This is a genomic window from Streptomyces sp. HUAS MS02 (assembly GCF_055702265.1).
The window spans coordinates 6,692,446-6,714,105 of sequence record NZ_CM146747.1 but is presented as its reverse complement, the minus strand read 5'-3'; the positions used below and the strand labels follow the sequence as shown (position 1 = coordinate 6,714,105).

Genomic DNA, 21,660 nt, shown 5'->3' with positions numbered 1-21,660 from the left:
CGCAGTTCGCCGCGCCCCTCGGAATGCGCGGCAGGGGCTTCGCCCCGCCGCGCTTTCCGCTTCTCCCCTGTCGGCGCCGCGTCCCTCAACCCCCGTACGGTCGCCTCTCCTTCGCCTCGCGTAGTGCGTGGCCCCACCAGGAGAGGTGGTCCAGCATCGTCCGGGCCGCCGCGTTCGGGGCCGTCGGCTCGTGGAGGTCGCCGGTGTCGTCGAAGGCGGCGTGGGCGTTGTGGAAGGAGACCGTGTCCCGGATCGTAGGCGCGTGGAGTTCCGCGAAGACCTGACGGAGGTGCTCCGCCGCGCGGAGGCCTCCTGAGACGCCGCCGTAGGAGACCAGCGCCACCGGCTTGGCCCGCCATTCCTCGTAGTGCCAGTCGATGAGGTTCTTCAGGGCCGCCGGGTACGAGTGGTTGTACTCGGGCGTCAGGACGATGAACGCCTCCGCCTCCGCCAGCTTCGGGGTGATCTCGGCCAGTCGTGTCGTGGCCTCGGCGGTCGGCGCGAACGTCGTCGGCAGGTCGGCCTCGGCTACGTCCACGACGTCGACCTCGAAGCCACCGTGCTCCCGGACCCGGCGCAGCAGCCAGTCGGCGATCACCGATCCGAAGCGGCCGGTGCGGTTGCTGCCGATGACCAGCGTCACCCGCACCGGCGTGGCGGAGAAGGGAGCGGGGGTGGGGGTGGGATCGGGGGTGGGGGTGGGATCGGGGGTGGGATCGGGTGCGGGTGCGGGCGCGCGCGCTGAGGTGGGAGCCGGGGCTGGATTTGCGTCGGTGGTGTGCGTCGCGGATTTCATGGGCCTCAGCGTGATACCTCAACCTTGCTTCAGGTCAAGCGGCGACGGATCGCTCGGGGTTCCCGTACCGGCGGACGGCTCCGCGCCCCCGGCCCCAGTCACCCGTTCACACCCCCACCGGTCGCCCGGCGCGTTCCTTTTCTCCGCACCCTCCGCGCGCACCCCCATGACCTGCCCAAACATCCGCCGGTCCGTCTTTCCCCGCCCACCCCCTGACACCCATTCACCTCATTTCTGACACCCCATCAGCAAGCGCGCGGGGCGGAGAGCCACTTACCTCGGAAGGGAACGGAGGACTCTCGGAGGAGGCAGCACGATGCGACGTACCGCCCGGCCGCTGGCCACGACCGCGCTCGCCCTCGCCTTCGCGGCCCTCTCCGGCACACCCGCGTACGGCGGTGCGGGCACCGGGCGGCTCGAACTGTCCCCCACCGGTGTCGTCCCCGGCGACGAGGTCACCGTCCGCACGGCGGCCTGCGGTGCGGACGGTACCGCCACGGGGGACGCCAGCGCGGTCGGCGCCGGCGCCTTCTCGCTCACCCCGGGCGCGGGACAGGGGCGGCTCGACGGGCGGTTCGAGGTGCCGCCGAGCGCGCAGCCGGGAACGTACGAGATCGTCGCGACCTGCGCGGACGGGGCCTCCCGGGTCACCGGCGACCTGGTCGTCTCGCTCACCGGCACGCGGGCCGGACAGCCGGCGTATCCGAGGGGAAGTGTGAAGACGGGGGTCGGTGGCGCACTCGGTCCCGACCCCGTGCAGACCGCGGCGGGTGTGGCGGCCCTGGCCGTCGCCGCCGCGGGCGGTACCTGGCTCCTGCATCGCCGGGCGAGAGGCGACGGGATCTGACGGACACCCTCCGCCGTCCGTCCGCCGGTACCGCCGTCCCCTCCTCCCCTCCGGGTCCGACGCCCCTCGCCCCGGAGGGGAGGAACAAGGGGGCACCAGCTTGCGGCGCGCCCGAGGGGTGCCCGTCGGCCCATGAGGAGGTTTCTGTGCGTCGGCTCACCAATGGCGTCATAGCCGGGGTCACCGTGGTGGCCCTCTGTTCGGGCGCGTGGTTGCTGCGCAGCGGGACCGCGTCGCACGCGCCGCCGCAGCCGTCGGCCGCGCAGGCCCACAGCCGGTCGGGCGGTGCGTCGGGCACGTCGAGCGGACGGGGGGACGACGGGTCCGCGGCCGCCGCGTTGCCGGCCTCCCCACCCGTCCGGATCCGCGTCCCCTCCCTCCGCGTCGACGCGCCGCTCATGGGGCTCGGACTGACGACCACCGGCAGCCTCGACGTCCCACCCGCCGAGAAGGAGAACCTGGCGGGCTGGTACGAGGCCGGTACGACACCGGGTGAGCGGGGCACCGCGATCGTCGCCGGGCACGTGGACAACGCCGACGGAGCCGCCGTGTTCTACCGCCTCGGCGCGCTGCGGCGGGGCGCCACCATCGAGGTGGACCGGCGGGACGGCGGGACCGCCCTGTTCACGGTGGACGCGGTGGAGGTGTACGACGCGCGCGACTTCCCCGACGAGAAGGTGTACGGGGCCGCGCCGAGGCCCGAACTGCGGGTCATCACCTGCGGCGGCGGATACTCACGGGCGACCGGCTACCGGGGGAACATCGTCGTCTTCGCCCACCTCACCGGCAGCCGCCCCGACAGCCGCGCCGTTGGTCACGACGGCAGCCGCGCCGTTGGTCGCGACGGCAGCCGCGCCGTTGGTCGCGACGGCAGTAGCAACGGCAGCCGCGATGGCAGCCGCACCGGCTGATCACCGGCGCCCGCCCCCACCCCCGCACGCCCGTCAGTCGGTCAGCCCGTCAGTCGGTCAGTCGGTCAGTCGGTCAGTCGGTCAATGGGCCAGTCGGCCAGTCGGCCAGTCGGTAAGTCACGCCACCCACTGCTCGTACCCCATCTTCGCCACCAGGGTGAACACGACCGTCAGCAGGACGACTCGGACGAAGCCGCTGCCCTTCTTGAGGGCGGTGTGGGCCCCCACCGTCCCGCCGACGAGGTTGAAGACCGCCATCAGGGCCGCCAGTTGCCAGTACACCGTGCCCTTCCAGGCGAAGGTGGCCAGGGCGCCCGCGTTCGTGCAGCAGTTGACGATCTTGGCGGTGGCGGAGGCGCTGACCAGGTCGAGGTGGAGGACGGCGGTCAGGGTGAGGACCAGGAACGTGCCGGTGCCGGGGCCGACGAGGCCGTCGTAGAAGCCGATGCCGACGCCCGCGAGGCCGATCGCGGCGAGGACGCGGCGCGCGGAGACCGGGCCGGTGCCGGGGGCCGTGCCGAAGGAGGGGCGCAGGATCACGAAGGCGCCCACGGCGAGCAGGACCACCATCACGACGGGCTTCAGGACCTCGGTGCTCATGCCGGCGGCCACGAAGGCGCCGGCCGTCGAGCCCGCGAGTGCCGCGAGGCCGATGCGTACGGAGGTCTTCACGTCGACGGGGGTGCGCCGGGCGTATGTCACGGCGGCGCCCGTGGTCCCGACGATGGCGACGGCCTTGTTGGTGCCCAGCGCGTACTGCGCGGCCGAGGCGCCGTTCGGCAGGCCGAGGAGAAGGGCGGGGAGGAGCAAGAGCCCGCCGCCGCCCACCACGGCGTCGATCCAGCCGGCCGCGAGGGCGGCCACGCACAGGACGACGACCATGGTCAGCGATATGTCAGGCATGATCGCGACCCTATGCGGTGGGATGGGTGTGCCGTCCATCGACCTGAGGATCTTCTGAGGTCGGGCGCCCCTCCGCCTGCCCCGCCCGGCCCTCTGCCCGTGCCGCCCGGCCCCTCCGCCCGCCCCGCCCGGCCCCTCCGCCCGCGCCGCCCCGCCGGTACGCCCGTGCCGACCGCCGGTCCGCCCCCGGAATGTTTCGCCGCGGCCCCGCGCGACGTGACGTACCGCACCGCCCGACGTGACCTACGGCTCCGCGCCCCGGAGCGCCCGCGTCGGCCCGCGCCTCGGCCCGTCCTCACGTATACGCCCGCATGAGCCTCGTATCACCAGGTCAGCGCGGTGGTCCCGGGTGTCCTCACACCCCACCCGGGCCGTACGGAAACCCCTCACACACCGCTCGGAGCCATGGGGAGGGCAGCGTTCCTCGTGGGAAACAGATGTGATGCGGTCGGGTAACACCGGCACCGCACGCTCAAGGACATGACCTCGAACGAGCGTGTGGTGGTGATCGGCTCCGGCCTCGCGGGTGTACGTCTCGCCCGGCGGCTGGGAGAGCTCGGCATGCCCGCCACGCTGGTGGGCGAGGAGGAGCACACACCCTACAACCGGGTGCTGCTCGCCGAGGTGCTGGCCGGACGGTACGCGCCCGAGGTCATCGCGTTGCCCGCCCCTGCCGAGCTGACGCGCGGCCGGGTGGTCCATATCGACCGCGAGATGCGAGCCGTACATCTCGCGGACGGTGTGGAGATCGCGTACGACAGGCTGGTCCTCGCGACCGGTTCCAACCCGGTGCTGCCGCCGCTGCGCGGCCTCTGGGACCCGGAGCGGCACGAATTCCCCGACGGGGTGCACGCCTTCCGGACCATGGACGACTGTCTGGGGCTGTCGAAGGCGGTCCGGCCGGGTGTGCGGGCCGTCGTCATCGGGGGCGGGCTCCTCGGAGTCTCCGCCTCGCGCGCGCTCGCCCTGCGCGGCGCCCAGGTCGTTCTCGCCCAGCAGGGAGAGCGGCTGATGGAGCGTCAGCTCGACCCGTCCGCCTCGAAGTTGGTCCGCCGGCACCTCACCGACCTCGGTGTCGAGGTGCACACCGAGACGCGCGTACGCGCCGTGGGCAGCGTCGGCGGGAGCGTGCGGTCGGTCTCGATGGCCGACGGATACGCCCTCGACGCGGACCTCGTGGTCATCGCCTGCGGGGTCCACCCCCGGGTGGGTCTCGCCCAGGAGGCGGGGCTCGCGGTGCACAAGGGCGTCATCGTCGACGAGGAGCTGCGCAGCTCCGACCCGCGCATCCACGCCATCGGCGACTGCGCCCAGTTCCAGGGCACGGTGTACGGGCTCGCCACCCCGGCGCTCGAACAGGCCGATGTCCTGGCCGAGTTGCTGGCGGGGAACGCGGGTGCCCGGTACACCGGCACCCGCGCCCTGACCCGGCTGACGCTCGCCGGAGCGGACTTCCTCGACCTCGCCGCGTTCGGGGAGCCCGAGGCCCTGCCCGGTGACGACGTCATCCAGCTGGCGGATGCCACGCGCGGCACGTACCGCAAGGTCGTCGTCCGCGACGACCGCCTGGTCGGCGGGGTGCTCGTCGGCGAACTCGGCACCGTCGGCGCGCTCGCCCGCGCCTGGGAGGGAGCGGAGCCGCTCCCCGCGAACGGCGCTCCCCTGCTCCACCTGCTCACCAACGATGGAGGCTCCTGAATGTCCGCCACCCTGGGGGCCACCCCCACGATCGTGCTCGTCGGCCACGGCATGGTCGGCCAGCGCTTCCTCGAAGCGCTCGCCGAGCGCGGCCTGACCGCCACGCACCGCGTGGTCGTGCTCTGCGAGGAGCCGCGCCCGGCGTACGACCGGGTGGCGCTCACCTCGTACTTCGCGGGCAAGACGCCCGAGGACCTGTCGATGACCGACATGGAGTTCATCGAGACGCACGGCATCGAGCTGTTCGTCGGCGACCCGGCCGAGACGATCGACCGTGAGTCGAAGAAGGTCACCGCACGCTCCGGGCAGGTCTTCGAGTACGACATCCTGGTCCTCGCCACCGGTTCGTTCCCGTTCGTGCCGCCGGTCCCCCACAAGGACGCCACGGGCTGCTTCGTCTACCGCACGATCGAGGATCTCCTCGCGATCGAGGAGTACGCGAGGACGGCCCGGACCGGTGCCGTGGTCGGCGGCGGTCTGCTGGGCCTGGAGGCGGCCGGTGCGCTGAAGGGTCTCGGACTCACCTCGCACATCGTGGAGTTCGCGCCCCGGCTGATGCCGGTGCAGGTGGACGACGGCGGTGGCGCCGCCCTGCTGCGCACCATCCAGGACATGGGTCTGTCGGTCCACACCGGTGTGGGCACGCAGGAGATCGTCGTCGACGAGTCCGGCGCGGTCACCGGCATGAAGCTGTCCGACGGCTCCGAACTCGCCACCGACCTGGTGGTGTTCTCCGCCGGTGTCCGCCCCCGCGACCAGCTGGCCCGTGACTGCGGTCTGACGGTCGGCGAGCGCGGCGGCATCACCGTCGACGAGCAGTGCCGCACGGTCGACGACCCGCACGTGTTCGCGATCGGCGAGTGCGCGCTGGCCGCCGACGGGCGGGTGTACGGCCTGGTGGCCCCCGGTTACGAGCAGGCCGAGACGGCCGCCGCGACCATCGCCGCCGACGAGGCCGCCTTCACCGGCGCCGACCTGTCCACCAAGCTGAAGCTCCTCGGCGTCGACGTGGCCTCCTTCGGTGACGCGCACGGCGCGACCGCCGACTGCCTGGACGTCGTGTACTCCGACTCCCGCTCCGGCATCTACAAGAAGCTGGTCATCGGCCGCGACGGCGAGCTGCTCGGCGGCATCCTGGTCGGTGACGCGGAGGCGTACGGCACGCTGAAGGCCTTCACCGGATCGGTCCCCCCGGTCTCGCCCGAGTCGCTGGTCCTCCCGGCGGGCTCCGGCGGCGGCGCCCAGCTCGGCCCGTCCGCGCTGCCGGACGACGCGATCATCTGCTCCTGCCACAACGTGTCCAAGGGGGCGATCCGGGGCGCGGTCACCGACCACCGGTGCACGACCGTCCCCGAGGTCAAGAAGTGCACCAAGGCCGGTACGGGCTGCGGCAGTTGCGTCAAGGTCCTCGGCCAGCTGGTCACCGCCGAGCTGGAGGCCGGCGGCGTCGTCGTCGACAAGGGCCTGTGCGGCTGCTTCTCGCAGACCCGCGAGGAGCTGTACGAGATCGTCCTCGCCCTGCGCGTCAACACCTACCAGGATCTGCTGGACCGGTACGGCCGCGACGAGGCCAAGGGCGGCGACGGCTGCGAGATCTGCAAGCCGGCGGTCGCCTCGATCATCGCCTCCCTCGCCCCGACCATCGGGGCCAGCGGCTACGTCCTGGACGGTGAGCAGGCCGCGCTCCAGGACAGCAACGACCACTTCCTGGCCAACCTGCAGAAGAACGGCTCGTACTCGGTCGTCCCGCGCATCCCCGGCGGTGAGATCACCCCCGAGGGCCTGATCGTGATCGGTGAGATCGCCCGCGACTTCGGTCTCTACACGAAGATCACGGGAGGTCAGCGGATCGACATGTTCGGCGCCCGCGTCGAGCAACTGCCGGTCATCTGGACCCGGTTGGTGGACGCCGGCTTCGAGTCGGGCCACGCCTACGGCAAGTCGCTGCGCACGGTGAAGTCCTGCGTCGGCCAGACCTGGTGCCGCTACGGCGTCCAGGACTCGGTCCGCATGGCGATCGACCTGGAGCTGCGCTACCGGGGACTCAGGTCCCCCCACAAGCTGAAGTCGGCTGTCTCGGGCTGCGCCCGCGAGTGCGCGGAGGCCCAGTCGAAGGACTTCGGCGTCATCGCGACGTCGAACGGCTGGAACCTCTACGTCGGCGGCAACGGCGGCGCCACCCCGCGCCACGCGGACCTGCTGGCCCAGGACCTCTCCGACGCCGAACTGATCAGGCTGATCGACCGGTTCCTGATGTTCTACATCCGCACCGCCGACCGCCTGGAGCGCACCTCGACGTGGCTGGAGCGGATCCCCGGCGGCCTGGACCACGTCCGGGACGTGGTCGTGGAGGACTCCCTCGGCATCTGCGAGGAGCTGGAGTCCCTGATGGCGGACCACGTCTCGCACTACGCCGACGAGTGGGCCGCCACCATCAACGACCCCGAGAAGCTCGCCCGGTTCGTGTCCTTCGTCAACGCCCCGGACACCCCGGACCCGGTCGTCGGCTTCGTCCCCGAGCGCGACCAGATCAAGCCCGACCTGCCCCTGCTGTCCATCGGCCTGCGGCCCGCCGATGTCCTGGAAGGAAGCGCCCGATGACCCTCGCCCCCGAGAAGATCGACGTCAAGGTCCAACTGCGGCTGACGGACGGCTGGTTCACGGTCTGCGACCTGGCCCTGCTGATCCCGGGCCGCGGTGTGGCCGCCCTGCTCCCCGACGGCAACCAGGCGGCGCTGTTCCTCGACCGCGCGGGCAAGCTGTACGCCATCGACAACCGCGACCCGTTCGGTGGCGCCGCCGTCCTCTCCCGGGGCCTCACCGGCAGCCACCGGGGCCGCCCCTTCGTCGCCTCCCCGCTTCTGAAGCAGCGATTCGACCTGGAGACCGGGCAGTGCCTGGACGACGAGGACGTACGGATCACGGCGTACGAGGTGCGGGCCGCGTAGCGCTGTCGTGCCGGCGGGGGGGCGGGCTCGCGCGGGCCGCTCCCGGCCCGCTCCTCAGCGGCTGTACCCCTGCACCTCGGCGTAGGAGGGGATGTCCGGGTCCGTCGGGCGGCCGTCCCGCACGGCTGTCGCGGTGGTGACCGCCGCGGCGAGGGCGGTGCGGTAGAGCAGCGAGCCGAGGCTGACCCGGCGCACGCCCAGGGCGGCCAGCTCCGGGAGGGTGGGGCCGGTGGGTGTGTACAGGATGTTCAGCGGTACGACGAGGGTGGCGGTCAGCGCGGCGATGGCCTCCGGGTCGGCGAGTCCCGGCACGAAGACCCCGTCCGCACCGGCCCGTTCGTAGGCCGCGAGCCGTGTGGCGGTCTCCTCCCGTGCGCGGCCCAGCCAGTGGGTGTCGGTGCGGGCGTTCACGAACAGCCCGGGTACGGCGGCCTTGACGGCGGTGATCTTCGCGGCGTGCGCCTCCACGGGGGTGAGCGTGCCGTCGGGGCGGCCGTCCTCCAGGTTGATCCCGGCAGCGCCCGCCTCGTACAACTCGACGGCCAGGGAAGCCACTTGCTCCGGGTCGTCGCTGAAGCCGCCCTCCGCGTCGACGCTGAGCAGGAACGGGCCCGACCCGAGGCGGCGGGTCAGCGCCACGGTCGCGCCGACGGTGGCGGCGGCCCCGTCCGACAACCCGAGAGCGGCGGCCACGCCCAGGCTGGTCGTGCCGACGGCCGGGAACCCCGCGGCCACGAGGGCCGCCGCCGAGGCGTGGTCCCAGGCGTTGGGCAGCAGCAGCGGGAAGGCTTCGTGATGCAGTCGGGCGAAGGGCGAGAGCGTGCTGTGTGCCCTGCTCAGCATGGCCCTGGGAAGCGTGGACTGTCGTGTGGGGGGCGTGGGCGGCCGTTCGGGGGTGACGGACGGGGTGCGGGGCGTGGGCGGCGTAGAGGCCGCGGGCTGTGCGCGGGCCGCGGGCGGCGCCGCGGGCTGTGTGCGGGGCGCGGGCGGCGCCGCGGGCTGTGTGCGGGGCGCGGGCGGTGCTGAGGCCGGGGGCGGCATGCGGGGTGTGGGTGTCATGGTCCGATGGTGGGGGCGGGACGCTTCGGCGGTGGCCGAAACGTCCTCGCGGCATCATGAGGGGCATGTCCCCGCTAGCCGAGACCGCCGGTCTCCTCGCCGACCGTACCCGGGCCGCCTTCTGCATGGCCCTGCTGGACGGCCGTGCCCGGACCTCGGGCGAGCTGGCCAGGGTGGCCGGGGTGGGGGCGTCCACAGCCAGCGAGCACCTCACCCGTCTCGTCGAGGGCGGGCTGCTGGCCGAGGAGCGTCAGGGCCGGCACCGGTACGTCCGCCTCGCCGGCCCGGAGGCGGCCGCCCTGATCGAGGCCCTCGCCTCGTACGCGCCGGACGACACCCGCCCGCGAAACCTGAGCCAGTCGGTACGGCTCGATGCCGAGGCCAGGGCCCGCACCTGCTACGACCATCTGGCGGGGCGGCTGGGCGTAACCCTGGCGGACGCCATGGTCGCCCGGGCCCTGGTCACGAACGCGGCGGGGCTTCATGTCACCCGGGCGGGCCTCGACTGGCTCGCCGACACGCTCGGCTTCCGGCCCCGGGAGGATGCCCGGCGCCCCCTCGTGCGGAGCTGCCTGGACCGCACCGAACGCCGGCCCCATCTGGCGGGCACCCTCGGCGCGGCCCTGTGCGCCACCGCGCTGGACCGGGGCTGGGTACGACGGGTCGGCTCCGGGCGCGCGGTGAAGGTGACGCCGGTGGGGAGCGCGGCGTTCCGGGAACTGCTGGGGATACGGGTCGGGTAGGCGGCCATGGCGGGCCCGGCCGGGGCGGCGGTCAGGCCTTCAGCTCGTCGTACGTGACGCCGGTGAGGTGCTCTGAGGCGGTCCAGAGGCGTTCGCTCGCCCGGTCGTCCACGGTCCAGGGGGCGCGCGGGGACGGGGACGGGGCGCCGCGCCACATCGCGAACGACGGGCCGATGAAGGAGTCGGGGCGCACGGCGGGGGCGGTCGCCGCGTAGAGGGTGGGCAGGGCGCCGTCTTCGGCCGACTGGGCGAAGAAGCGGTTGCCGACCCGCATGAAGCGTTCGACGCCCTTGCGGCCCTCGGCGCTGGGTCCGGCCGTCTGGAGGTTGGTCGACGCGTAACCGGGGTGCGCGGCCGCGGCGACGACCTCCGAGCCGCAGGCCGCCAGGCGCCGGGCCAGCTCGTGGGTGAACAGCAGGTTGGCGGTCTTGGAGCGGCCGTAGGCGAGCCAACGCCCGTACTTCCGCTCGCTGTTGAGGTCGTCGATGTCGATGTTCGCCCGTAGGTGCATCAGGCTGGAGACGGTCACGACACGGGCGCCCGGCGTGGCGAGGAGGGCCGGCAGGAGCAGGCCGGTGAGGGCGAAGTGGCCGAGGTGGTTGGTCCCGAACTGTGTCTCGAAGCCGTCGGCCGTACGGCTCCGCGCCACGGCCATCACACCCGCGTTGTTGACGAGCAGATCCAGTCGGTCGCTCGCCTGCGCGTAGGCTTCCGCGAACTCCCGCACGGAGCCGAGGTCGCCGAGGTCGAGCCGCATCAACTCGACGCTGCCGTCCGGCACTTCGGAGCTCATCCGCTCCAGGGCGGCGGCGCCGCGCTCCGCGCTCCGACAGGCGAGGACGACATGCGCGCCGCGGCGGGCGAGTTCCCTGGCGGCGGCGTATCCGATACCGCTGTTGGCACCGGTGACGACGGCTGAACGGCCACGCTGATCGGGGATGTCACGCACGCTCCAGCCGGTCATGACGCCGCCTTCCCGAGGGCTCCTGGGGCGGTTCCCAGCGTAGACCGGGTGGGGGTGTTGCGGGAGGTGCGGCGACGGAGGCTCCGGTGGGTCACGCGGCCGGGCTGAAAAGCGAAGCCGGGCGTAGCCCCGGCTTCGCTTTTCAGGGGCGCGGGGAACTGCGCGGCCCGCCCCCACCGGACCCGCACCCGCCCACGAGCCCTCCGCTCACTCCCCCCAGTCGCGCCCCCGGCGCAACAACGACGGCCGGCCCTCCGGCACCCCCGGCATCGGCCGGGTGTCGAGATAGAACCACTCGGCGTCGGGCCCCGGTCCACCCCCGACCCCGGCCCCGGTCGGCATCGGCCGCCCGGTACCGCCCACCGCCGCCGTACCGACCGTCGCGTAGTCCCACACCTCCGTCGACACCGGCTCCGACTCCGCCGCCCCCGTGAACGCCGGCTCCTCGGCCACCGCCCCCTTCGGCTCGGCCGCCGCAGGCGACTTCGTGAGGTCCGGCATCAGCAGTTCCACCCGCAGCCCCGCCCCCCGCTGCTGTGCCACGAACTCCTCGATCTGGCTGCGGCAGGCGTGGTCTAGGTGGGTCACCCCGAGCAGGTCCAGCCGGATGCGCGGCTTGCCGGAGGCGGCCGCGCCCTCCAGCGCGTCGATCAGCTTCGGCAGCCGCAGGAACGTCGCGTTGCCCGCCATGACGACCTTCGCGGTGTCGTCCTCGATGTGCTGCCGGATGACGGTCTGCGACATCCGCAGCGCGGCCAGCACCACCCCCGCGGCCAGCCCGAACAGCACCCCTTCGAGCAGCGCGGTCGCCGTGATGACCAGCGTGGTCAGCGTCATCACGGCGAACTCGCCCCGGTCCTGCCGCCACATCTTCGGGAACTGCTCCGGCGCGAACAGCTTCCACCCGCTGTGCACGAGGACACCCGCGAGCACCGAGATCGGGATCAGCGCCAGCACCTGCGGCAGCAGCAGCGCGAAGGCGAGCAGCCAGAGGCCGTGCAGCGTACGGGAGAGACGGGTCTTGGCACCGGCCTGCACGTTCGCCGAGCTGCGCGCGACCACCGCAGTGATGGGCAGCGCGCCGAGGATGCCGGCGACGGTGTTGCCCGCGCCCTGGGCGATGAGCTCGGTGTTGTACCGGGTGCGCGGTCCGTCGTGCATCCGGTCCACGGCGGCGGCGGTGAACAGACTCTCCGCCGAAGCGATCACGGTGAAGGTGAGGATCGCCGTGATGACCCCGGCACTGGCCAGCCCGGACAACTGTTCCGGCCCCGGCACGTCCACGGACGCCAGCAGATTGCCGACCTGGAGCGTCTTCACCTCGACGCCCGGCAACGAGGCGACCGCGATACCGATCCCGACGGCCACGAGCGCGGCCGGGATCTTCTTGACCGGCCCCGGCACCTGCTTCCACACGAAGCTCAGCACGATCGTAACGATCCCGAGCCCGGCCGCGATCAGCGCCTGCGGGTTCGTCACGGTGTCGGCGATCAGTCCGGGGACGCCCGCCATGTTGTCCAGGGGGGCGCCCGGCGCCTTGGAGTCGGACATCGGGTACAGCTGGCTGAACATCAGCGGAACTCCGATGCCGGCGAGCATGCCCTGCACGACGGCGATGGAGATCGCCTGGAACATCCGGCCCAGTTTCACCAGGCCCAGCACGATCTGGAGGATGCCGGAGAAGAGGACGATCACGCCGAGCATCGCGACGCCGAACTCCATGACCGTCTCCGCGACGAGCGCCGCGAGTCCGGCCGCCGGGCCGCTGACCTGGAGGGTGCTGCCCCTCACCGCGCCGACCACCAGACCGCCGATCACCCCCGAGATGATGCCCAGTTCGGCCGGTACGCCGGAGGCCACGGCCACGCCGATGCAGAGCGGCAGCGCGACCAGGAAGACGACGAGGGACGCGGTGATCTCCGTACCGAAGTCGATGCGCCCGGCGGAGCCCCCGGTGCGGGAGCGCTCGGGCCCGGAGGGCGGACCGTCCAGACCCGCATCGTCCCGGCCCGGATGCTCCCGGCCCGGATGCTCCCGGCCCAGGGTCTCGGTGGCGGTCCACTCCGGGAAGTCCGGGGCGTACGGGGGCGGGTCGGGTACATATCCGGGTAACCCGGGTCCACCGCTTCGGCCGTTCCGGTGGGACCGGTGGGCGCCGCCGCCCGCCGCGTGCCGGCGCCCGTGCGCCCCGCTCATGAGCCGTGCACCTGGAAGTCGCCGTCCGCGTCGAGTTCGTGCACCTTGCCGGTGTCGATCTCGTAGTACCAGCCGTGCAACCGCAGCCGTCCGGAATCGAGTTGCTGGCGGGCGACCGGGTAGTCCCGCAGGACGGCCAGTTGGTTGCGGATGTTGAGCTGGACGACCTCACGCAGGGCGGGATCCTCGGACGAGGCGCTGTCGCTGCCGGTGCTACCGCTGTCGCTGCCGGAGTTGTCACTGCCTGTGCCGTCCCTGCCGGTGGCATCGCCGAGGACCGGTTCGAGCGCGGGCCTGGCGTAGTCGAGCCAGGCGTCCACCCGGGGCAGCCCGGACAGGTCGGCGCCGTACTTCAGCGCGCCCATCGCACCGCAGTGGGAATGACCACACACCACGATGTCCTGAACGCCGAGCACCTCCAGCGCGTACTCGATGGTGGCGGCCTCGCCGGAGGCGGCCCCGTACGCGTCGTGCGGCGGCACGATGTTGCCCGCATTTCGCAGCTCGAATATCTCACCGGGCCGCGCCCCGGTGATCAGCGCGGGAATCACCCGCGAGTCCGAGCAGGTAATGAACAGCGCCTCGGGAAATTGCCCGACGGCGAGTTTTCGGTATTCGTCGCTCTCGAAGTCGACCCGCCGTTTGAACGACCGGGCGCGGTCCAGCAACGCCTTCATCGTGCCTCCCTGTACTGGTTCCGAGCTGTTCCAGCCTGCTCTGACCCGTCCTGACCTGTCCTAACCTGTCCTGACCTGCCTTGACGACCGTAGAGGGGCGATGACCAGAGGAAGGTTAAGCGAACACTAAAACGACGCCAGATTTTCCACAGATTTCAGCCAGGAAGCCCTGCGCCGCAGGTCGGGCGACCGAATACAAGCGGTTTCTGAGGGTCATTTCACAATGCTCTGGATTCCCTCCACAGAGCTGTTCGTTCTCTTGTAGCGTGGCGCCCCACAGCACGGCTCTCGTGTTGTCCCGACTTTCTGGAGAGACAGGCGGCCATGGGCGTACGAGTGCTGCTCATCGAGGACGACGAGACGATCGCCGAACCGCTCGCCGACGGGCTGCGGCACTTCGGCCTGACGGTCCACCACGTGGCCACCGGAGCGGACGGGTTGAGAGGTCCGCACGGCGACGTCGTCCTGCTGGACCTCGGCCTGCCCGACATGGACGGCATCGACGTCTGCCGCGGGATCCGTCGGACCTCCGACGTCCCCATCATCATCCTCAGCGCGCGCGGCGAGGAGGCCGACCGTGTGCTGGGCCTGGAACTCGGCGCCGACGACTACCTGGCGAAACCATTCAGCATTCGGGAACTGGTCGCCCGGATACGGGCGGTGTCACGCCGCCACCAGCGCCCGGGCGCCGGAGCGACGGGTGGGGTCGCGGGCGGGACCATGGGCGGCGAGGTGGTGGCCGGGGTCGTGGTGGCCGAGGCGGGGGTCGGGAGGCCGGCCGGGGCCGACGACCTGGCCGGGGTCGGCCCCGGGACCGGGCTCGGGCGGGGGGCCGGGCCCGGTGGAGTGGCCGAGTTCGAGTCCGTGGGCGGGAGTTCGGCGTACGGCGACTGGTCGGCGCCCGCACCGGAGCCCGCGGCGCACGGGGAATCGGCGGCCGGGGCCGGCTTCGGGGGCAGGCGCCGGGCCGGGAGCCGTTTCGGGGCCGACAGCGACTTCACGTCGGTCGGGGACTTCGAAGCCGAGGACCTCAATCGGGCAGGAGCAGGCGGGGCTGGAGGAGCCGGAGGGGTGGGCGGAGTCGGAACCGGAGCAGCGGACGGCCTCCGAGGAGCCGGCGGAACCGGAGAAGGGGGCGGCATCCGAGGAGCGGGCGGCGCCGGTGAAGGCGGTGGCGCCGAGTACGACTGGTCGGCCGCGTACGAGACGCCGGCGCACGGGACGCCCACGCACGCCGACCCGGCGCAGAACGCGCCCACCGTCGGGAGCCCCGCGCCCGGCGCTCCCGCCCTGGGCGGCCCGGCGTACCGCACTCCGGCGTACGGCAGCCCGGCCTACGAGCCCCCTGCCTACGAGCCCCCGGTCTTCGAGCCCTACGAGCCCCCCGTGTACGAGCAGGCGCCGCCCGCGCCCCGTGCCCCTGCCGGGGGTCCGGCGGCCGACGTCGGTTCGGCCCCGCCGCCCGGTCCGCTCGTCGTGGACCGGCGGACCCGGCAGGTGTGGGTGGGCGAGGTCCCGGTCGCGCTGACGCCCAAGGAGTTCGAGCTGCTGGCGCTGCTCACCGAGGACCCCGGCGCGGTCTACTCCCGGCAGCAGATCCTCAACCGCGTCTGGGACGACCACTACCAGGGCCCGACCAAGACACTGGACGTCCATGTCGCCACCCTGCGGCGCAAGTTGGGCGACCCGGCGTGGATCCAGACCCTGCGCGGCGTGGGCTTCCGGCTCGCCGTACGCGCCCCGGGGCCGGGACAGGCGCACGGTGGCGGGCGCGGACCGAGGACGAGGTCCGCGACGGAGTCGAGGGCCGGCACGGAGTCGAGGGCGGGCACGGGGAGGCATCGCACGCCCGAGGCCAGGGCGTCATGACCCGACGCCTGCTGCTGAGTTACCTCAGTCTCGCCGCCCTCGTCCTGCTCGGGCTGGAGATCCCACTGGGCTTCGTCTACTCCCGGGCCGAGCGCGAGCGGATCGTCAACTCGGCCAACGACGAGGCCGAGTCGGTGGCCGCGTTCGCCGCGCTCTCGCTCGCCGCGCACCGCCCGGACGAACTCGCCGAACGGGCCAGGCACTGCGCCCAGCGCATCGGCGGGAAGGTCGTGATCGTCGACGCGGACGGTGAACTGCTGGCCTCCTCCCACTCCTTGTCCGCCGAGGAGAAGCGGTCCCTCGCCTCCCTCCCCGAGATCTCCGCCGCGCTGCGGGGCCGCGCCACCACGGACGTACGGACCACGACGACGGGCGGTGTCCACTACCTGTCCGTGGCGGCCCCGGTGGGCCACGCGACAGCGGACACCGACTCCGACACGGACCCCGACCGGGGCCCCGACTCCGGCTCGGGAGACGGCGCGGGCTCGGAGAGCGACTCGGGTGTCGCCGCGATCTCGTACCCGCGGCCCGTCTCGGAGCCCGGTCGGGAGACGGGCGCGTCGGCGCAGGGGGCCGTGCGCATCACGCTCCCGACCACCATGGTGCACGCCCGCGTGTTCGCGGTCTGGCTGCTGCTGGCGCTCGCCGGACTCGCCGTGCTCACCGGCGTCGCCGCCGTGGCCTTCGCGTTCGCGCGCTGGACGGGGCGCCCCATCCGGCAGTTGGAGGAGGCCACGCACCGGCTGGCCGAGGGCGGTACGGCGACCAGCGTGGTGGTCACCTCGGGCCCGCCGGAGGTACGGAGTCTCGCGGCGGCCTTCAACACGACCGCGGCCCGCCTCGAACATCTGCTGGCTTCCCAGCGGGCGTTCGCCGGTGAGGCCTCGCACCAGCTGAAGACCCCGCTCGCGGCCCTGCGGCTACGGCTGGAGAACCTGGAGCCGGACATCGCCCGGCGCGCCCGGCCGAGCCTCGACGCCGCCGTCACCGAGACCGACCGGCTGGCCCGGATGGTCGAGGGGCTGCTGGCGATGGCCCGTCTGGAGGAGTCGGCGGCCATTCCGGCCCCGGTCGACCTGGGGGCGATCTGCGCGGAACGGCACCGTACGTGGGGGCCGTTGTTCGAACGCGAGGGGGTCTCCCTGGTCCTCTTCGCGGGTGCGGTGGGTCCGGTGACGGCCGTTCCCGGAGCCGTGGAGCAGATCCTCGACAACCTCCTCTCCAACGCCCTGCGCGCCTCCCCGGCGGGCAGCACGGTCACCATGGAGCTACGGCTCCTCGTCCCCGCCCGCCGGGCACTGCGCGACGCCCGGCCCCACTGGGTCGACCTGCATGTCACCGACGAGGGCCCCGGTATGACGGCGGAGCAGCGCACCCGCGCGTTCGACCGCTTCTGGCGCGCCCCCGGCGCACCCAAGGGAGGCACCGGGCTCGGCCTCTCCCTCGTCCAGCGACTGGCTCACGCCAGTGGTGGTGAGGTGACGCTGCGGGAGGCGGCCACGGGCGGCCTGGACGCGGTCGTCCGCCTGCCGTCGGCCGAGCCGCCGGGACCGGTCCACGGCCACGGCCACGGGTTCGGCGGACGTCCCGGGCAACGCCGCCGCGAGGCACCGCCGCTGCCGGCCTGAGCGAAGGCCACTCAGCAGCCGGAACCTGTGCACGGACACCCGGCCGCACGAACTCACGGACCGCGGAGTCGCGTACGCGCACTCACGCACTCGCGACGTCATGTGTTGTCCATGTACCGTCAATTCTGCTCCTCTAGGTTCCATCAGCGCGCGACCCCGCCGCCGACCGTGCGGCGGGCCGGTCAAGGCATCCCTTGGAGCGACTGTGGAACGTCGTACTCTCCTGCGCGCGGCCGTACTCGGCGGCACGTCGACCGTCCTCGGCGGGACCCTGTGGCGTGGCGCCGCGTACGCCGCCCCCGCCCAGCCCGGTCCCGGTCCCTACGGGGCGCTCGGCTCGCCGGACGCCAACGGCATCCGATTGCCGAGCGGGTTTACGAGCCGGGTGATCGCCCGCTCCGGCCAGACGGTCCCCGGGACGTCGTACACCTGGCACAACGCCCCCGACGGCGGCGCCTGTTACGCGGACGGCAGCGGGTGGATCTACGTCTCCAACTCGGAGATCAATCCGTCCGGGGGCGCGAGCGCGGTGCGCTTCTCCTCGACGGGCGCGGTGACGTCGGCGTACCGGATCCTGTCCGGCACACGCCAGAACTGCGCCGGCGGGCGGACGCCCTGGAACACCTGGCTGTCCTGCGAGGAGGTGGACCGGGGCTATGTCTACGAGACGGACCCGTGGGGCACGAAGGCGGCGGTCCGCCGGGACGCGATGGGCCGTTTCAAGCACGAGGCGGCGGCCGCCGACCCCACCCGGGGTGTCGTCTACCTGACCGAGGACGTCTCCGACGGCTGCTTCTACCGCTTCCGGCCCACCACCTGGGGCGACCTGTCGTCGGGCACGCTGGAGGTGCTGGTCGCCGGTACCGCCACCAGCGGGCCGGTGACCTGGTCCCGGGTCCCGGACCCCACCGGCGCCACCGCCACCCGTAACCAGGTGCCCGGCGCCAAGCGCTTCAACGGCGGCGAGGGCTGCCACTACGCCGACGGCACCTGCTGGTTCACGACCAAGGGCGACAACCGCGTCTGGCAGTACGACGCCGCCGCGCAGACCATCGAACTCGCCTACGACGACTCGCTGGTCACCGGCGGAACGGCACCACTCACCGGGGTCGACAACATCACGAGCACCAGCTCGGGGGACCTCTACGTCGCCGAGGACGGCGGCAACATGGAGATCTGCCTCATCACCCCGAACGACACCATCGCCCCCTTCCTCCGCGTCGACGGCCAGTCCGCCTCCGAGATCACCGGCCCCGCCTTCTCCCCCGACGGCCGCCGTCTCTACTTCTCCAGCCAGCGCGGCACCAGCGGCAGTTCATCGGGCGGGATCACCTATGAGGTGACGGGTCCTTTCCGGTCCGCGTAATCGGAAAATCGGCGCCTCCGGAGATATCGAACTCATTACCACGCCAGCCTAGTTCGATTTTCCTTCTGCTAGGTTCAGCGCGTGGTCATGCCCAATGAACGGGGGCCGGAGAGCCTCGTGGTCGGCGCCCGCCCCCGCAAGGTACTTCTGGCGGCATGCGGTACCCGCGGGGATGTACAGCCTTTTCTCGCATTGGCCGTGGCGCTGCGTCGCCACGGCCAACAGCCGTTATTGGCGGCCCCTTCCGCATACGCGCCCGAAGCGGCAGCGTACGGTGTCGATTTCGCCGCGATCGACGACGGCCCGACCCGGATCCTCGACGAGATGGCGACCCGGAGGATCATCGACGGCGGCCTCATGGGCGTGCGGGGAAAGATCGCGGCCGCGCGGACCGTGGCCCGGCTGAGACAGCTGATGGTCGCTCCGCTGCGCGACGTGGCGGCCATCGCGCACGACCACGGGGACGTGGCGGCGGTGGTGCATTCGGCGGCGTTCCCCGTCCAGCACGTCGCCGACATGCTGGACGTACCCGCCGTCGTCGTGGCGCTCCAGCCGGGCTGGATCCCCACCGACGCCTTTCCCTGCCCGCTGATGCCGCTCCCCCAGGTGCCCCGCTTCCTGAACCGGAGCACGTACGCCTTGGTCACGGCGGCCCAGCGGTCACGTGAGGTGGAGCGCTGGCGGACGGGCGAACTGGGGCTGGCCCCCCGTCGGCACGGTGCCCGGCGGTGGCTGCGGGACCCCGCGGGCCGTCGGCGCCCGGTGCTCCAGCCGTTCAGCCGGCACATCACCCCGGTCGACCCGGCGTGGGGCGACGCCGTACGCACCACGGGTTTCTGGTACCTGCCCGCGCGCCCCGGCTGGACGCCGCCGAGGGAGCTGAGCCGGTTCCTGGACGAGGGCCCGCCCCCCGTCTACATCGGCTTCGGCAGCATGGCCGGCACCCGGGCCCGCCGGAACCACGCCCTGGTCACCGAGGCGATCCGCCGCACCGGCGTACGAGCCGTCGTCGCGACCGGCTGGGGCGGCATCGGGGCGCCGGGCAGGAACTCCGCTCCCCTGCCACCGAACATGCTGATGATCGAACAGGCCCCGCACGACTGGCTCTTCCCGCGCGCGGCCGCGATCGTCCACCACGGCGGCCAGGGCACGGTCGGAGCCGCCCTCGCCGCGGGCCGCCCCCAGGTCCTCTGCCCACACATGGGCGACCAGACCCACTGGTCCGCCCGTATGCGAGCACTGGGCGTCGCCCCAGCCCCCCTCACCGCGCGCACCCTCACCGCGCCCGGGCTCGCGGAGGCGATCACGACGGCGGTGACGGACCGCCACCTGGCACACCGGGCGACCGAGATCGCCCGCCTCGTCCGGGCCGAGGACGGTGTGGACGCGGCGGTGAATTCCCTCCTGACACACGTCATTTGATCCCGACCACCATTGACCACCGAATGCAACGACCATCCCCTCACCCGATTCACCTCCTATCTGATTCGCCCCCCACCTGATTCACCGCTCGAATACTCCCTCGACTTCCCCCCACAAGTCATGAACAGAAAGCCCCCGAGTGCTGCAGATCCCCTTCTCCGACGCCACCATCGAGCCCGGCACCGTCATCTCCTGGTCCCTCCATACGAGGCGCTCCGCATCCATTTCCTTCACATCGGCCTCGTTCAACCAGGACAAGCATCACTCGTCGTCGGAGGCGACCCGGAGCACGAGCGACGGAATCGCCAGCTCGATCACGGTCACCTTCGAGATCACGGGAGAGCTGGACACCAAGGCGCTCGAAGCGGCACTCCTGCTGCTCGTACAGCGCCACGAGGTGCTCCGCTGCGAGTTCCAGCGGCTCGCCGGCGACCTGAACTGCACGGCGTTGGCGCCCGATTCCATCACCCTGGAGGCGGAAGAGGTCGGCCACTTCCACAGCGGGGACGATCTGCACACCCACCTCGACAAGACGTTCAAGAGCATCGACACACTCTCCTGGCCGCTGTTCCTCATGGGCGCGGTGGTCCGGGAGAACGGCGCGACGGTCTACCTCTGCTTCGACCACATCGTGTGCGACGGCCTGTCCATGCCCGTCGTGGTGAACGAACTCCAGACCTCGTACGCCGCTCTGTCGGCCGACCGAGCCCCTGAACTCCCCGCCGCAGCAAGCTACTTGACCTTCGGTGACGACCAGCGACGCCGCTACGCCGCGCTCCGCCCCGACGACGACCGCCTGCGGTACTGGAAGGACTTCATCCGCGGCAACGGCGGGTTCTTCCCCAGGTTCCCCTTCGACCTGGGCGTACCGGAGGGCCATCTGTACCCCTTGGTGAACCGGGCCCTCCCCCTGCTCGACCCGCACCGCGCCGACGCCCTGGCGGCGGGCGCCCGCGCCTCGGGCGGCAGCGTCTTCACCGCCGTACTGGCGGCCGCGGCGACGGCCCAGCACCGCTTCGGGGGGCCGGGGGTCTACCGGGGCCTGCTCCCCATCAGCGAACGGACGGACGAAGGCGCGGGCGAGCTCGGCGGGACGGCCGGAGGGGCCGCCGACGGGGCTTCGAACCCTTGGCAGCACTCGGTCGGCTGGTTCGTGAACACGATGCCGATCGAGTTCCGGGTGGGCGAGGGCGGCGCGGACCACGCCACCACGATCGCGCGGGCGCGCACGGCGTACGGCGAGTTGCAGCGGCACACGGCCGTCCCCTTCGTACGGGCGTGGGAGCTGCTGGCCCCGGAAACCTTCGCGCTGCACCACTGGCCGTTCCCGGTGAACTTCTTCTCCTACATCGACTTCCGCAGGACTCCCGGCGGCGCCCAACACCCGCTCTGGAAGCCGAAGTTGCACGTATGGGCGGCCCGGGGCAACGGCATCAGCCACTGGTTCCACCGCACCGCCACCGGTCTCCACGTCAACATGCTGCACGTGGACACACCCCAGGCACACGAGATCGGCGACGCCCTCCACGAGGAACTCGTACGCGTCCTGCGGGAGATCGCGGGCGAGCGGGACAGCGTGCCGGTCAACATCCCCCGCCCCTCCCGGGCAAGGCCGGCCGTACGGAGCTGACCG

General features: G+C 72.4%; 15 protein-coding genes and 3 pseudogenes. 12 read left to right on the top strand and 6 right to left on the bottom strand.

The window, feature by feature from the left end:
- Positions 1 to 85 precede the first annotated feature (85 nt).
- Positions 86 to 796, bottom strand: a complete 711-nt coding sequence (locus ACZ9QC_RS28900; RefSeq protein ID WP_472915780.1) for an NADPH-dependent FMN reductase — start codon at positions 794 to 796, stop codon at positions 86 to 88.
- A 316-nt stretch (positions 797 to 1,112) separates the two neighbouring features.
- On the opposite strand from ACZ9QC_RS28900, the gene ACZ9QC_RS28895 reads away from it, so the two are divergent.
- Together ACZ9QC_RS28895 and ACZ9QC_RS28890 are read left to right on the top strand one after the other, a co-directional pair.
- The gene (locus tag ACZ9QC_RS28895) at positions 1,113 to 1,643 is read left to right on the top strand and encodes a hypothetical protein (protein ID WP_472915779.1); all 531 of its coding nucleotides are present in this window, start codon (positions 1,113 to 1,115) and stop codon (positions 1,641 to 1,643) included.
- 146 nt (positions 1,644 to 1,789) lie between these two features.
- Positions 1,790 to 2,437 (top strand): annotated as a pseudogene (locus ACZ9QC_RS28890) (class F sortase); the annotation flags it as partial.
- Positions 2,438 to 2,671: 234 nt separating this feature from the next.
- On the opposite strand, the gene ACZ9QC_RS28885 reads toward ACZ9QC_RS28890, so the two are convergent.
- Positions 2,672 to 3,457, bottom strand: a complete 786-nt coding sequence (locus ACZ9QC_RS28885) for a sulfite exporter TauE/SafE family protein (protein WP_472915778.1) — start codon at positions 3,455 to 3,457, stop codon at positions 2,672 to 2,674.
- Between the two features lie 480 nt (positions 3,458 to 3,937).
- Between ACZ9QC_RS28885 and ACZ9QC_RS28880 the strand changes: the two genes are divergently transcribed.
- Genes ACZ9QC_RS28880 through nirD form a run of 3 tightly spaced genes read left to right on the top strand, consistent with a single transcriptional unit; the run spans position 3,938 to position 8,103 of the window.
- Positions 3,938 to 5,155: an NAD(P)/FAD-dependent oxidoreductase gene (locus ACZ9QC_RS28880; protein WP_472915777.1), complete on the top strand. Its 1,218-nt coding sequence runs from the start codon at positions 3,938 to 3,940 to the stop codon at positions 5,153 to 5,155.
- Positions 5,156 to 7,756, top strand: coding sequence for a nitrite reductase large subunit NirB (gene nirB, locus ACZ9QC_RS28875; protein ID WP_472915776.1), 2,601 nt, complete (start codon positions 5,156 to 5,158; stop codon positions 7,754 to 7,756).
- Positions 7,753 to 8,103, top strand: a complete 351-nt coding sequence (gene nirD / locus ACZ9QC_RS28870; protein ID WP_472915775.1) for a nitrite reductase small subunit NirD — start codon at positions 7,753 to 7,755, stop codon at positions 8,101 to 8,103. The genes nirB and nirD overlap by 4 nt, the downstream gene beginning before the upstream one ends.
- A gap of 54 nt (positions 8,104 to 8,157) precedes the next feature.
- Here the strand turns inward: nirD and ACZ9QC_RS28865 are convergent, their stop codons facing one another.
- On the bottom strand, positions 8,158 to 8,946 hold the full coding sequence (locus tag ACZ9QC_RS28865; protein ID WP_472915774.1) for an isocitrate lyase/PEP mutase family protein: 789 nt from the start codon (positions 8,944 to 8,946) through the stop codon (positions 8,158 to 8,160).
- 281 nt (positions 8,947 to 9,227) lie between these two features.
- Here ACZ9QC_RS28865 and ACZ9QC_RS28860 point away from each other — a divergent pair, with 281 nt between their 5' ends.
- A complete protein-coding gene (locus ACZ9QC_RS28860; RefSeq protein ID WP_472915773.1) occupies positions 9,228 to 9,905 on the top strand; it encodes an ArsR/SmtB family transcription factor in 678 nt (225 codons plus the stop codon).
- 31 nt (positions 9,906 to 9,936) lie between these two features.
- Here the strand turns inward: ACZ9QC_RS28860 and ACZ9QC_RS28855 are convergent, their stop codons facing one another.
- From ACZ9QC_RS28855 to ACZ9QC_RS28845, 3 genes are all read right to left on the bottom strand, one after another.
- On the bottom strand, positions 9,937 to 10,869 hold the full coding sequence (locus ACZ9QC_RS28855; RefSeq protein WP_472915772.1) for an oxidoreductase: 933 nt from the start codon (positions 10,867 to 10,869) through the stop codon (positions 9,937 to 9,939).
- A 207-nt stretch (positions 10,870 to 11,076) separates the two neighbouring features.
- Positions 11,077 to 13,065 (bottom strand): SulP family inorganic anion transporter, encoded by a 1,989-nt coding sequence (locus tag ACZ9QC_RS28850; RefSeq protein WP_472915771.1) that lies wholly within the window; start codon positions 13,063 to 13,065, stop codon positions 11,077 to 11,079.
- Positions 13,062 to 13,742, bottom strand: coding sequence for a carbonic anhydrase (locus tag ACZ9QC_RS28845; protein ID WP_472915770.1), 681 nt, complete (start codon positions 13,740 to 13,742; stop codon positions 13,062 to 13,064). The genes ACZ9QC_RS28850 and ACZ9QC_RS28845 overlap by 4 nt, the downstream gene beginning before the upstream one ends.
- A 324-nt stretch (positions 13,743 to 14,066) precedes the next feature.
- On the opposite strand from ACZ9QC_RS28845, the pseudogene ACZ9QC_RS28840 reads away from it, so the two are divergent.
- The 6 genes and pseudogenes from ACZ9QC_RS28840 to ACZ9QC_RS28815 form a co-directional block, all read left to right on the top strand.
- Positions 14,067 to 14,435 (top strand): annotated as a pseudogene (locus ACZ9QC_RS28840) (response regulator transcription factor); the annotation flags it as partial.
- A 768-nt stretch (positions 14,436 to 15,203) separates the two neighbouring features.
- A pseudogene (locus ACZ9QC_RS28835) lies at positions 15,204 to 15,611 on the top strand (winged helix-turn-helix domain-containing protein); the annotation flags it as partial.
- Positions 15,608 to 17,239: a sensor histidine kinase gene (locus ACZ9QC_RS28830; protein ID WP_472915769.1), complete on the top strand. Its 1,632-nt coding sequence runs from the start codon at positions 15,608 to 15,610 to the stop codon at positions 17,237 to 17,239. The pseudogene ACZ9QC_RS28835 and the gene ACZ9QC_RS28830, both read left to right, overlap by 4 nt.
- A gap of 205 nt (positions 17,240 to 17,444) precedes the next feature.
- Positions 17,445 to 18,605 (top strand): alkaline phosphatase PhoX, encoded by a 1,161-nt coding sequence (locus tag ACZ9QC_RS28825; protein ID WP_472915768.1) that lies wholly within the window; start codon positions 17,445 to 17,447, stop codon positions 18,603 to 18,605.
- Positions 18,606 to 18,803: 198 nt separating this feature from the next.
- The gene (locus ACZ9QC_RS28820; RefSeq protein WP_472915767.1) at positions 18,804 to 20,027 is read left to right on the top strand and encodes a glycosyltransferase; all 1,224 of its coding nucleotides are present in this window, start codon (positions 18,804 to 18,806) and stop codon (positions 20,025 to 20,027) included.
- Positions 20,028 to 20,166: 139 nt separating this feature from the next.
- Positions 20,167 to 21,657 carry a condensation domain-containing protein gene (locus ACZ9QC_RS28815; protein ID WP_472915766.1) on the top strand — a complete coding sequence of 497 codons (1,491 nt, stop codon included), beginning with the start codon at positions 20,167 to 20,169 and terminating at the stop codon, positions 21,655 to 21,657.
- Positions 21,658 to 21,660: the final 3 nt, after the last annotated feature.